Raw genomic sequence first — 12,663 nt, 5'->3', positions numbered from 1 at the left:
CAACGTATTGACCGGGTACAGCTAGGCGGAGGCGTGTCGAGACCAACACAGCTCTCCCGAGCGGAGAGCGGCTTGTGCTGGACACGACACGCTCGACCAGCGGCGCGCTACTTCTCCAGGGCCATCAGCGCGAGGGCCAGGAGGAGGCGGTCGTGGGGGTCGGAGATGCTCTTGCCGGTGAGGTCCTGGATCTGCTTGATGCGGTAGATGACCGTGTTGCGGTGGCAGATCAGGTCGGCGGCGGCGTGGGTGGGGGAGCCGCCGTGGGCGATCAGGGCGCGGAGCGTCGCGAGCAGTACGTCCGACTGGTGAGCGGGCTGGGTCAGGATCGGGCCGAGGGTGCGACGCACGAGCAGCGCGGAGACCGCCGGTGAGGCGGTCAGGAGCACCTGCGGCAGGCGGTCGTCCACGACCGCGATGTCGGTACGTCCCCGGGGCACCGTCTCCACGGTGTGCGTGGCGAGCTGGAAGGCGGTGCCGAAGCCGCTGAGGTCGTCGGCGGTGGCGATCCCGACCCGGCCCGAGTTGCAGGCCGAGAGCTGCTCGACGAGCTCGGCGACGGCCGTGGCGACCGGGCGTGAGCCCAGCGGGACCAGCCCGAAGTGGTGGTCGCCGCGGACGTGCCAGAACGACATCAGATCGGCCCTCTCCAGCCGGTCGTCGGGGTTGCGCAGCGGTGAGTCGCGGCTGCCGTCGAAGGCGGCCACGACGCAGGCCATCTGCTCGTCGGCGGCGATGCCGAGGATGTCCTGCACCTCGGCGGCGAAGGCCGGGTCGCCGCCGCGCCCCTCCGCCAGCCCGTCGAGGAGCCGGCCCTGGAGCTGCAGGTCGCGGCGCTGGAGCAGCGCCGCCTCCTTGCGGTAGGCCGAGGACATCACCGAGTTCTGCACGTCCAGGTCGGTCCAGACCTGCCGCCCGGCGAGCACCATCACCCGGTCGTCGATGCCGAGCGCCTCCTGCTGGCGGACCATCGCCTCCCACAGCATCCGGGTGCCGACGGTGTAGGCGTTGAGGCAGTACTCCAGCGGTACGCCCTGTCGCGCTCGCCGCCGCCCGGTCTCTCGCCACAGGTCGACGGGATTGGCCCCAGGGGTCATCCCGGCCATGGCCTGGATGCCGCGGCGTACGTGCTCGCGGGTGCTCGACCGGAGGTCGGCCCGCACCGACGGATCGGCGTTGGCGTGCCAGTCTGGCTGGATCGCGATCAGGGTCAGCGTGATGTCGTCGGCGATCGCGTCGGCCTGGCTCACCAGCGAGGCCCAGGCACGCTCCACCAGAGGTCGAAGCTCCGAGTCGGGAGATGTGTCGCTCATCACACCCATGTGCGGAGCGTCCCACGACTGTTGCCACATTCGCCAGGGAATCAAGGAACCTCGGACGCTGCGCCTGAAGGATTTTGGGCGCACTGCCCATATCCCCGGTTGTGCGGAAAGTCCAAAGTGAGAGCCGTCACATAGGGCGAAGGGAGCACGATGCAGAAGCCTGGCGGAGGCAACGACCTTCAGACCTCGCCGCTGTTCGCGGTCGAGGGAGTCTCGGTCCGGTTCGGGGGAGTACGCGCCCTCGAGGGCGTCTCCTTGGAGGTCGCGCCCCACGAGGTGCTCGGCGTCATCGGCCCCAACGGCGCCGGCAAGACCACCCTGTTCAACGTCGTGTGCGGCTTCGTCAGCCCCGCCGAGGGCGAGCTCCGGCTGCGCGGCGAGAGGATCCGCGACCTGCGGCCGCACCAGCTCGCCGGCCACGGCATCGCCCGGACCCTGCAGGGGCTCGGGCTCTTCGAGCGGATGACGGTGCTCGACAACGTCATGGTCGGCGCCGACCGCCTCGCCCGCGCCGGCTTCCTGCGCGGTCTGCTGGGCCTCGGCCACCGCGACGACGCCCGGCTCGCCGCCAAGGCGCGGGAGGTGCTCGGCGAGCTCGGCATCGAGTCGTACGCAGCCCGCTACCCCGGCAGCCTGCCCTACCCGATCCGCAAGAAGGTCGCGCTCGCCCGCGCGCTGGTCGCCGAGCCCGAGCTGCTGCTCCTCGACGAGCCGGCCAGCGGGCTGAGCGCCGAGGAGATGACCGAGCTCGGCGAGATCATCACCGGCCTCACCGAGCGCACCGCGGTCATGCTCGTCGAGCACCACATGGACCTGGTGATGTCGGTCTGCCACCGCATCACGGTCCTCGACTTCGGCCGCGTCATCGCGGCCGGCACGCCCGAGGAGATCCGCAACGACCCGGCCGTGCTCGCGGCCTATCTGGGTGAGTCGGTCGACGACCCGGAGGTCCCGACAGGCTCGACCACCGATGGAGACGTGGTCTCGACAGGCTCGACCACCAGAGGGGAGGAGGCCTGATGTTCGCCGTCGAAGAGCTGAGCGCCGCGTACGGACCGGTGAAGGCGCTCAACGGCGTCACCTTCACCGCCGCGAGAGGCCAGGTCACCGCGGTCCTGGGCGCCAACGGCGCCGGCAAGACCACCCTGCTGCGGACCGTCTCCGGGCTGGTGCGGTCCACCGCAGGCACCGTGAAGCTGAACGGCAAGGACATCACCCGCACCGCGACCGAGAAGCTGACCTCGTACGGCCTCTCCCACGTCCCGGAGGGCCGCGGCGTCATCGCCGAGCTGACCGTCACCGAGAACCTCCGCCTCGGCGGGCTGCACCGCGCGACCGGCTCCGAGCCGATGCCGGTCGGGCGGGTCTTCGAGCTCTTCCCAAGGCTCGGGGAGCGCCGCGAGGCGACCGCCCACATGCTCTCGGGAGGCGAGCGGCAGATGCTCGTCATCGGCCGGGCGCTGATGGCGCGGCCGAGCGTGCTGCTGCTCGACGAGCCCTCCCTGGGGCTGGCCCCGCGGGTGGTCTCGCAGATCTTCGACCTGCTCCGCGGGCTGGTGCAGACCGAGGAGCTCACCGTCGTCCTGGTCGAGCAGAACGCCCGCAGTGCCCTGTCCATCGCTGACCACGGCGTCGTCCTCAACCTCGGCAAGGTCGTCGCCTCGGCGCCGGCTGCCGAGCTGGCCGCCGACGAGCAGCTCCGCCACGCGTACCTCGGCTTCTAGAAGGGCTGAAAGATGCAGCAGTTCCTCGACACCACCCTCGGCGGGCTGGTGCTGGGCGCGGTCTACGCCGCGTTCGCGCTGGCCCTGTGCCTGATCTGGCGCTCGACCCGGATCGTCAACTTCGCTCAGGCGGCGATGGCGATGGTGACCACCTACATCGCGCTCAGCCTGATCAACGCCGACGTGCCCTACTGGGTCGCCTTCGTCGCCGCCCTCGCCGCCGGGTTCGGGCTCGGCGCCCTGATCGAGCGGGTGATCATCCGCCCGGTCGAGGGCAAGGCCGAGCTCAACGCGGTCATCCTGACGCTCGGGCTGTTCATGGTGCTCCACGGGCTGACCGCGATCACCTTCGGCGTCCAGCACCGCGGCTTCCCCGCGCCGGTCAGCACCAACGCGATCGAGGTCGGTGACACCTCGATCGGGATCACCCCGTTCGGCATCCTCTCGATCGTCGTCGTCGCGGTCGTCATGGCCGGGCTGGTGGTCCTCTTCCGTTTCACCGACCTCGGGCTGCGGATGCGCGCCTCCGCGTTCAACGGCGAGGTCTCCCGCCTCCTGGGAGTACGCGTCGGCCGCATGCTCACGCTCGGCTGGGCGCTCGCCGCCGCCGTCGGTGCGGTCGCCGGGATGCTCATCGCCGGCGGCGACCTGGTGAACCCGAGCTTCATGGACCCGTTCGTGATCTACGGCTTCATCGCCGCCGTGCTGGGCGGCCTCGACTCGCCGCTCGGATCGGTGATCGGCGGGCTGATCCTCGGCCTCTCGCTCTCCTACGTCACCGGCTACGTCGGCGAGCACCTGGCTCCGCTGGTCGCGCTCGGGATCTTGATGGTGGTGCTGCTGGTGCGTCCCAGCGGCCTCTTCGCAGCGGCTGCGGCCAGGAGGGTCTGACCATGGAACGACTGCGCTCACTTCTCCGCCCGGTGACCTCGGTGCCGCTGGCGCGCCATGTCCTCGTCGCGCTGATCGCCCTCGTGGTGGCGATGGCCGTCATCGGCAGCTCCAGCCAGTACCTGCAGACCCGCTACGCCGAGATGGCCTACTTCGCCATCGCCGCCGGCGGCCTCACGCTCCTCACCGGTCTCTCCGGCCAGCTCTCGCTGGGCCATGGCGCGCTGATGGCCGTCGGGGCGTACGCAGCGACGCTGGTGCTCGAGCGCGCCGGCGGCGAGACGCTGGCCGACGTCTTCCTCGCCCTGCTCACAGCGATCGCCGTCTGTGCGGTGGTGGGGGTGGTCGTCGGGGTACCGGCGGCCCGGCTGCACGGGCCCTACATCGCCGGCGCGACGCTGACTCTGGCCGTGGCGGTGCCCCGGCTGGCCAACCAGTGGGAGGCGCTCGGCGGTGAGCAGGGGCTCCAGGTGCCGGTGCCTCGGGCGAGCGAGCTCCCGGCCTGGATCCAGGACCTGATCTGGTTCTTCACCGCCGTCGAGATCGACCAGTACTCCTTCCTCGCCTATCTCGGCTGGCTGCTCCTCGCCATCACCTTCGTGGCGCTGGCCAACCTGAGCCGCTCCCGCGTCGGACGCCGCTGGCGCGCGGTCCGCGACGACGACGTCTCCGCCGAGCTGGCCGGCATCCACCTCGGCCGCGCCCGCGTCGTCGCCTTCACCGTCAGCGCGATGTGCGCCGGGCTCGCCGGCGGGCTGATGGCCATGAACGTACGCCTCACCGCGCCGGGCGCGTTCACGATCACGCTCTCGCTGACCCTGCTGGCCGCCGTGGTCCTGGGCGGGCTCGGCAGCCTGACCGGGGCGCTCATCGGCGCCGGCGTACTCGCCTTCCTGCCCCACTTCGCCACCGATCTCGGGGAGTCGCTCGGGTTCAGCGCCACCCAGGCCGCGGAGGTCACTCCGGTGGTCTACGGGCTGGTGCTGATGCTCGTCATCCTCCTCGCGCCGGCAGGGATCGTCGGCAGCCTGCGCCCGCTCCTCGCCCGCATCTCATCCCGCACCTCATCTCTCGGGGCAACCAAGGAGAAGACACCATGAGAACCACTGCACGCAGAGCCGTCCAGGCCGTCTGCGTCCTCACCACCGCTTCCCTCCTCGCGGCCTGCGGAGCGGGGAAGGAGCGGCCCTCCGAGGACGGCACGGCGGTCGGCGTCACCGACACCACCATCAAGGTCGGCGCGCACTTCCCGCTGACCGGTCCGGCCGCGCCCGGCTACTCCGAGATCCCCTCCGGCCACCAGGCGTTCTACGAGTACGTCAACGACGCCGGTGGCGTCCACGGCCGCAAGATCGAGATGGTCGTCAAGGACGACGCCTACAACCCGACCAACACCAGCGCCGTCACCAACGACATGATCCTGCAGGACGAGATCTTCGCGATGGTGGCCGGCCTCGGCACCCCCACCCACCGCGCGGTCGTGCAGCGGCTCAACGACGACGGCATCCCGGACCTGTTCGTCTCCAGCGGCTCGCTGCAGTGGGGCGACGACCCGAAGAAGAGCCCGATGACGTTCGGCTGGCAGCCGGACTACGAGATCGAGGGCAAGATCATCGGCAAGTACGTCAAAGAGAACATGCCCGACGCCAAGGTCGGTCTCTTCCTCCAGGACGACGACTTCGGCGAGGACGGCGAGAAGGGCGCGCGGCAGTTCCTCGACTCCCAGATCGTCGACGTGCAGAAGTACACGCCGGGCGGCTCGACCGACTTCTCCCCGCAGATGTCCTCGTTCAAGTCCAAGGGGGTCGACCTGGTGCTCGGCTTCAACACGCCCTCCTACACCGCGCTGAGCCAGATCGCGGCTCAGGGGGTCGGCTTCAAGTCGAAGTGGTTCTACTCCAACGTCGGCTCCGACCCGGCGCTCGTCGGTGGCCTGCTGGCCTCGATGACGAAGGGGAAGATCCCGGCCGAGCAGGGCGTGAAGCTGATGGACGGGATGATGACGACCGAGTACATCCCCGGCGTCGACGCTCCCGAGGACGAGTGGGTCAAGCTCTGGCAGAAGGTCTGGGACAACTACTCCAAGAAGGGCGACGAGAAGCTGACCAACTACCGGATCTACGGCATGTCGCAGGCGTACACCTTCGTCCAGGCGCTGCAGGCCAACGGCAAGGACCTGACCCGCGAGTCGATCGTGGAGACCCTCGAGAAGGAGGGCGGCTCCTTCGAAGGCCCGGGCCTGGCGCCGTTCCGCTTCTCCGAGGACTCCCACATGGGCATCTCCGGAACGAGCGTCGTCGAGATCAAGAACGGCGCCTCGGAGCCGCTCACGCCGGTCCAGGTCACCGACATCGGCGACGCTCCGATCGAGGAGGACGACAGCGCCGCCTCGGACGCTCCGCCCTCCTCCGGCATCCCTGAATGATCCGGCCCCGGTGGTCGAGCCTGTCGAGACCCCCGATGCGTACTGATCAGTAGGTAGTCACACGTTCACGGATCGACCTCGGTACAGTGGTCAGCCAACCCCAATCGCCACTGGAGGTGGTCGGTCCGTGAACGTACTCGCACCCGGTAGCGGCGTGGTGGTGACCGGGGCAGCCCGCGGGATCGGGAAGGCCATGGCCACGCGGTTCGCCGAGGAGGGATGTCGGGTCGTCGTGGCGGACATCGACGCCGCCGAGCTCGGCGCGGTGGCCGACTCGATCGGTGCTCTCGCCGTCCCCGGCGACGCCGCCTCGGCCGCCGGCACCACGGCGCTCGTGGACGCTGCCCGGGAGGAGCTCGGCAAGATCGACGCCTGGTACGGCAACGCCGGGGTCGAGCGCGGCCGCGGCCTGGAGGCCTCCGACCACGCCTGGATGACCTCCTACGAGGTCAACGTCCTCGCCCACGTACGCGCCGCTCGGCTGCTGCTGCCGGAATGGGTCGCCCGCGGCGCCGGCCGGTTCGTGGTCACCTCCTCCTCCGCAGGCCTCCTCACGCTGCTCGGCTCGCCCTCCTACGCGGCCACCGAGCACGCCGAGATCGCCTTCGCCGAGTGGCTCGCCGCCACCTACCGGCATCAGGGCGTGGTCGCCCAGGCGATCGTCGCGCGCAGCGTGAAGACCGCGATGCTCGAGCGCTCCTCCGGACTGCCGGGCTTCCGTTCGGCCGAGGGCGCGCTCACCGCCGAGGAGGTCGCCGACGCCGTCTGGGAGGCCGGGCAGAGCTCGAAGTTCTGGATCTCGCTCGAGCCCGACGTGGCCGAGGAGTACGCCACCCGAGCCTCGGACGTCGACGCCTGGATCGACGACGTGAACCGGGTCCGGCAGGAGCTCGACGCTCCTCCCGACGCGGACTGAGCCGGGTTCAGTCGCCGAGGCGGGCGAGCGCGAGCTCGTGCGCCCGCGCGAGCGCCTCGTCAGCGGCGCAGGCGACGTCCGGCCGCACCCCGGTGCCCTCCCAGTTGGTCCCGGAGACCGGGTTGACCGAGCGTCCGGTGGGGACGGTGACCTCGAGGTGGGGGTGCACGGTCCAGCCGTCGCACGGGTGCGCGCCGCCGCGAGTGGTCTCGCCGACGATGACTCCCCGGCCGAGCTGCTGCAGGTCGTAGGAGAGTTCCTCGGCCGCGGAGAAGGTGTGCCCGCTGGTGAGCACGTAGACCGGCTTGCTGCCACCGAACCGGGCGCCCGGGACGTACGGCAGGGTCCAGGACTGCTCGACGCGGCCGTCGTCGCGCCAGTGCATGGTGTTGAGATGGGTGCGCTCGTCGAGGAGGTGGCTGCAGACGAAGGCGACGGTGTCGGGGTCACCGCCGCGATTGCCGCGCAGGTCGATGATCAGCGCCTCGGCGCCGGAGACGAGGGTGAGCGCGGCGCTCAGCGGCTCGGCGGCCCAGCCGAGGGGGAACAGCATCGGCGCCATCTCGAGGACGGCGACCCGGCCGTCGAGCAGCTCCAGCCTCGGCACGCCGCCCAGCGACGTCTCGAAGTCGCGCCGGATCGCCTCCATAGCGGCCGCGCCCTGCTCCGGCGAGACCGGCTCGGCGTGGTGCTTCAGCCGCAGGTGCTTGTCCTGGTTGACCGACTGGAGATCGGCGGTGACGAGCGCGGCGAGCTCCTCGGCGGTCGCGCCGTCGTACGCCCCCTCGTCGAGCCGCCGCTTCAGCACCTCGGCGACCTGCGCGGCCGTCTCGGGGAAGACGTAGTGATCGGTCAGCAACCGGATCGTCTCGTCGATGAGGGGAGCGGGCTCGAGGGTCTGCGCAGCGTTCACGGCAGGGAGTGAAGCAGAGCCGTCGGGCGGCGTCAACGACGTTGTGAGGGTGCCTCTACTAGTCTCGCCGACGTGGAACCTTTGGTCTCGACCTGGCTCAGCGGCCTCGACGGCGTCCCGACGCAGGCCCAGAACGTCAACCAGCAGCACTACGCGGCGAGCCTGGTGAAGGTGCCCGTCGCGATCGCCGCCTATCGGCTGCGTGATCGTGGGCTGCTCTCGCTGGACGAGCCGATCGAGGTGCATGCCGACTTCGACTCGGCCGTCACCGGCGAACGGTTCGAGATGGACCGGTCCGAGGACCAGGACCCGGAGACCTGGGAGGCGGTCGGCTCCTCGCTGCCGCTGGCAGGCCTCGTACGCCGCTCTCTGACCGTCTCCGGCAACCTGGCCGCCAACCTGGTGCTGGAGCGGGTCGGGCTCGAGGAGGTCGCCGAGGTGCTCGCGGACGCGGGGGTCACGCCGATGACGACGGTCGCCCGCGGGATCGAGGACGCGCCGGCGCGGGAGGCAGGGCTGCAGAACCTGGTCACTGCCAACGACATGGGCAAGCTGCTCACCAAGCTGGCCTCCGGGCGGTTGCTGTCGCCGGAGTCGACGGCCGAGATCGAAGGCATCCTGGTCGCCCAGAAGTACCGCGACGCGATCCCGCTCGGCGTGCCCGAGGACGCGGTGGTCGGCAACAAGACCGGCTGGGTCGACGGCGTCCGCCACGACATGGCCATCATCCGGCCCGCCCAGGGTGATCCGCAGGTGATGGTCGTGCTCACCACCGGGCTCGACGACGACGAGTCGGAGTTCCGGATCAGCGAGGTCGCGCGCTACCTGTGGTCGACCCTGTGACCGCTCCGCGGATCGTCGCGATTCGCACCCAGCGTGTCCGGGTGCCGCTGCACACTCCGTTCGTGACCGCGCTGCGGCGCACCGAGTTCGCCGAGACGGTGGTCGCCACCGTGGAGGACTCCGACGGCTGCGTCGGTTGGGGCGAGGCGCCCCAGGTGTGGCGAGTCACCGGCGACTCGCTGGCCGGCTCCGCCGCTGCACTGGAGGGGCCGATCGCCGACGCGCTGGTCGGTGCCGCCGCCGACCTGTCCTCGGCTCGGCTGATCCAGGACGCGGTCGTCGGCAACCGGTCGGCCAAGATGGCCGCCGACATCGCCCTCCACGACCTCTGCGCCCGGCGCGCCGACGTCTCGATGGGTGGACATCTGGCGAACCTTGACGGGCACTTTGTGGACTTGACGGGTGTTTCAGTGCCCGTCAAGTCCAGGGATACCCGGTCGACCGGGTATCCCTGGGGCGACCTCACCACCGACGTCACCCTCTCCGCAGGCGCCCCCGACGCCCTCGCCGAAGCCGCAGCAGCCCGAGCGGCAGACGGCTTCACGACCCTCAAGATCAAGGTCGGAACGGACGCCGCGGGCGATGCCGAGCGGGTGCTCGCGGTCCGCGAGGCGGCCCCGGGCTGCGTACTCCGTCTGGATGCGAACACCGGCTGGCGGGCGGACGAGGCGGTCGCTGCCCTGACCACCCTCGCCGACCGCGACGTCGAGCTCGAGTTCGTCGAGCAGCCGGTCGCTCGGCGGGACCTGGAGGCGATGGCGTACGTCCGTCGTCACCAGCCCTACGAGATTCTGGCCGACGAGTCGGTCTTCGACCTCGAAGACCTCGTCGACGTCATCCGCGCGGGTGCGGCCGACGCGGTCAACGTGAAGCTCGCGAAGTGTGGCGGCCTGACACCCGCCATCGAGCTGCTCACGATCGCCGAGAGCCACGGCCTCGGACGTCTCGTCGGCTGCATGATGGAGTCCCACCTCGGCATCGGCGCCGCCGCAGCACTGGTCGCGGCGACAGGCATCCCCGGCGAGCAGGACCTCGACGCCGGCTGGTGGGCGAAGAGCAGCCCGTACGCAGGCGGCGTCGGCTACGACGGTCCCCGCATCCATTTCCCCGACGGCCCCGGCCTCGGCATCGAAGGAGTCCTCGAATGATCACCGTCACCCGGCCGACCTTCGTCGTGACCGAGCCCGCCGACGACGCCGAGCACGAGACGGAGGTCGTGCCCGGTGAGGAGGTCGTCGTCGTGGAGGAGCAGGGGGAGTGGGCCCGCGTCCTGGTCCCGTCGCATGCCACGTCGAAGGACGAGCGCGGCTATCCCGGGTGGCTGCGTGCGGACGCGGTCGGCGAGGGCACCGAGCGGATCATCGTCACCGCCGTCGGGGTCGAGGCGCTGCTGGCGAAGGCCCGCACGTTCCTCGGCGTCCCCTACGTCTGGGGCGGCACCACCGACGCCGGCATCGACTGCTCGGGGCTCGTCCTTCGAGCGGCAGAGGCCATCGGCGTACGCGTCCCGCGGGACGCCCGCGACCAGGCTGTCGCGCTCGAGAAGGTCGGGCTGGACGAGGTCCGGGCCGGCGACCTCTACTTCTTCGCGAACCCGGACGGCCGGGTCACTCATGTGGCGATCGCGGCCGCACCGCCCGAGCCGGACGGCGCACGACCGATGATCCACGCCGACGGCGTCAAGGGGCTCGTCGTCGAGGAGCCGATGCCCGCGGACCGCGCCGCTGCCCGGGTCAGCGCCGCCCGGCTCTGACGTCTCGGCCGCCGAGATCGCAATCTCGGCGGGTAAAATCGAAGACTCGCGCGCCAGAAGTGACAATTCGGCGTGGTGAGTTAACTTCGAACGTATGACTCGTACAGGCGCACTGAGTCCACAGAGCCGCGATCAGGCGATCGGCACGATGGTCGGCGCGGGCGGTGAGACCGAGCTCGACGTGCTCGTCGTGGGTGGGGGTGTGACCGGCGCCGGCGTGGCGCTGGACGCCGTCACCAGAGGCCTGAGCACGGGCCTGATCGAGCAGCGCGACCTGGCCTCGGGGACGAGCTCGCGGAGCTCGAAGCTGGTCCACGGCGGGCTGCGCTATCTCGAGATGCTCGACTTCGAGCTGGTCCGCGAGGCGCTCCAGGAGCGGGGCCTTCTGCTCAACACCCTTGCGCCCCACCTGGTCCGTCCGGTGCCGTTCCTCTACCCGCTGACCAACCCGGTCTGGGAGCGTGCCTACGTCGGCGCCGGCCTCGCGCTGTATGACGGGATGGCGAGCTTCGGCCCGCTCTCCGGGATGGGCAACTCCGGGCTGCCGCGCCACCGCCACCTCACCCGCCGAGGCGTCTCCCGGATCGCCCCCGACTTCAACACCGACGCGATCACCGGCGCGATCAAGTACTACGACGCCCAGGTCGACGACGCCCGCCTGGTCATGACGATCGCCCGCACCGCCGCCTCCCACGGCGCTCACATCGCCACTCGCGTCCAGGTGACCGGGTTCCTGCGCGAGGGCGAGCGGGTCGTCGGGGTCCGCGCCCGCGACCTCGAGCACGACCAGGACCTGGTCATCCGCGCCAAGACCGTCGTCAACGCCGCCGGCGTCTGGACCGACGACATCCAGGAGATGGTCGGCGGCCGCGGTGCGCTGCACGTGAAGGCGTCCAAGGGCATCCACCTCGTCGTGCCGCGCGACCGGATCCGGTCGGAGGCGGGCTTCATCGTCCGCACCGAGAAGTCGGTCCTCTTCGTGATCCCGTGGGGCCGCCACTGGATCATCGGCACCACCGACACCCCCTGGACCTACGACCTCGCCCACCCGGCGGCCTCCAAGACCGACATCGAGTACGTCCTCGAGCATGTCAACGCGATCCTGCGGGAGCCGCTCGACCTCGAGGACGTCGAAGGCGTGTACGCCGGGCTCCGCCCGCTCCTCACCGGCGAGTCCGACCAGACCGCGACCCTGAGCCGCGAGCACACCGTGGTCACGCCGCTCCCGGGCCTGGTGCTGATCGCCGGCGGCAAGCTGACCACCTACCGGGTGATGGCCAAGGACGCCGTCGACGCCGCCGCCCACTCGCTCGGCACCACCACCAACATGACCCTGCGCGACTCGATCACCGACAAGGTGAGGCTGGTCGGTGCCGAGGGCTTCGAGACCCGCTCCAACCAGCGCGTCCTCCTCGCCCGCCGCTCGGGCCTGCACGTCGGTCGCATCGACCACCTCCTCGGCCGCCACGGCGGCCTGATCGACGACGTCCTCGACCTCATCCAGCAGCGCCGCCCGCTCGCGCTCCCCCTGGAGGGCGCCGACGACTACCTCGCCGCCGAGGTCGTCTACGCGGTCAACAGCGAGGGCGCCCGCCACCTCGACGACGTCCTCGAGCGCCGCACCCGCATCTCGATGGAGACCTTCGACCGCGGCGTACGCGCTGCTCCGGGGGTCGCCAAGATCATGGCCGAGGAGCTCGGCTGGGACGAGCAGCGCACCAAGGAGGAGGTCGACCACTACCTGCGTCGCATCGAGGCCGAGCGCCGCTCGCAGCTGCAGGTCACCGACGAGGAGGCGGACCGCGCCCGGCTCGAGGTGGAGGACCTGGTCTGATCCGCGGTGCGGAACACCCCCGAATTGGCGTGGCGGCTGCAG

At 70.7% G+C, this 12,663-nt stretch carries 12 protein-coding genes; 10 read left to right on the top strand and 2 right to left on the bottom strand.

Annotated features, from left to right (window positions below; genetic code table 11):
- Positions 1-107: 107 nt before the first annotated feature.
- Complete coding sequence (locus IEY81_RS21940; RefSeq protein WP_189120627.1) at positions 108-1,313, bottom strand: PucR family transcriptional regulator; 1,206 nt, start codon at positions 1,311-1,313, stop codon at positions 108-110.
- 159 nt (positions 1,314-1,472) lie between these two features.
- Here IEY81_RS21940 and IEY81_RS21935 point away from each other — a divergent pair, with 159 nt between their 5' ends.
- The 6 genes from IEY81_RS21935 (at position 1,473) to IEY81_RS21910 (ending at position 7,278) form a co-directional block, all read left to right on the top strand.
- Positions 1,473-2,342, top strand: a complete 870-nt coding sequence (locus IEY81_RS21935) for an ABC transporter ATP-binding protein (protein WP_189120626.1) — start codon at positions 1,473-1,475, stop codon at positions 2,340-2,342.
- Entirely contained in the window at positions 2,342-3,046 is a 705-nt protein-coding gene (locus IEY81_RS21930) for an ABC transporter ATP-binding protein (protein ID WP_189120625.1), read from the top strand. Before IEY81_RS21935 ends, IEY81_RS21930 begins: the two co-directional genes overlap by 1 nt.
- A 12-nt stretch (positions 3,047-3,058) precedes the next feature.
- Positions 3,059-3,937, top strand: a complete 879-nt coding sequence (locus IEY81_RS21925) for a branched-chain amino acid ABC transporter permease (RefSeq protein ID WP_189120624.1) — start codon at positions 3,059-3,061, stop codon at positions 3,935-3,937.
- Between the two features lie 2 nt (positions 3,938-3,939).
- Positions 3,940-5,037: a branched-chain amino acid ABC transporter permease gene (locus IEY81_RS21920; protein WP_189120623.1), complete on the top strand. Its 1,098-nt coding sequence runs from the start codon at positions 3,940-3,942 to the stop codon at positions 5,035-5,037.
- Positions 5,034-6,362: an ABC transporter substrate-binding protein gene (locus tag IEY81_RS21915; protein WP_189120622.1), complete on the top strand. Its 1,329-nt coding sequence runs from the start codon at positions 5,034-5,036 to the stop codon at positions 6,360-6,362. The genes IEY81_RS21920 and IEY81_RS21915 overlap by 4 nt, the downstream gene beginning before the upstream one ends.
- A gap of 127 nt (positions 6,363-6,489) precedes the next feature.
- The gene (locus IEY81_RS21910) at positions 6,490-7,278 is read left to right on the top strand and encodes an SDR family oxidoreductase (protein WP_189120621.1); all 789 of its coding nucleotides are present in this window, start codon (positions 6,490-6,492) and stop codon (positions 7,276-7,278) included.
- 7 nt (positions 7,279-7,285) lie between these two features.
- Here the strand turns inward: IEY81_RS21910 and IEY81_RS21905 are convergent, their stop codons facing one another.
- The gene (locus IEY81_RS21905) at positions 7,286-8,191 is read right to left on the bottom strand and encodes a S41 family peptidase (protein WP_229788077.1); all 906 of its coding nucleotides are present in this window, start codon (positions 8,189-8,191) and stop codon (positions 7,286-7,288) included.
- A 72-nt stretch (positions 8,192-8,263) separates the two neighbouring features.
- Here IEY81_RS21905 and IEY81_RS21900 point away from each other — a divergent pair, with 72 nt between their 5' ends.
- The 4 genes from IEY81_RS21900 (at position 8,264) to IEY81_RS21885 (ending at position 12,621) form a co-directional block, all read left to right on the top strand.
- Positions 8,264-9,034 (top strand): serine hydrolase, encoded by a 771-nt coding sequence (locus IEY81_RS21900; protein ID WP_229788076.1) that lies wholly within the window; start codon positions 8,264-8,266, stop codon positions 9,032-9,034.
- Complete coding sequence (locus IEY81_RS21895; RefSeq protein ID WP_306341463.1) at positions 9,019-10,182, top strand: dipeptide epimerase; 1,164 nt, start codon at positions 9,019-9,021, stop codon at positions 10,180-10,182. Before IEY81_RS21900 ends, IEY81_RS21895 begins: the two co-directional genes overlap by 16 nt.
- Positions 10,179-10,787 (top strand): C40 family peptidase, encoded by a 609-nt coding sequence (locus IEY81_RS21890; RefSeq protein WP_189120617.1) that lies wholly within the window; start codon positions 10,179-10,181, stop codon positions 10,785-10,787. Before IEY81_RS21895 ends, IEY81_RS21890 begins: the two co-directional genes overlap by 4 nt.
- 94 nt (positions 10,788-10,881) lie before the next feature.
- On the top strand, positions 10,882-12,621 hold the full coding sequence (locus IEY81_RS21885) for a glycerol-3-phosphate dehydrogenase/oxidase (RefSeq protein WP_189120616.1): 1,740 nt from the start codon (positions 10,882-10,884) through the stop codon (positions 12,619-12,621).
- Positions 12,622-12,663 lie beyond the last annotated feature (42 nt).

Source organism: Nocardioides luteus, from assembly GCF_014648595.1.
Taxonomy (GTDB): Bacteria; Actinomycetota; Actinomycetes; order Propionibacteriales; family Nocardioidaceae; genus Nocardioides; species Nocardioides luteus.
The sequence above is the reverse complement of the archived record's forward strand: the minus strand, read 5'-3'. Positions and strand labels throughout refer to the sequence as shown.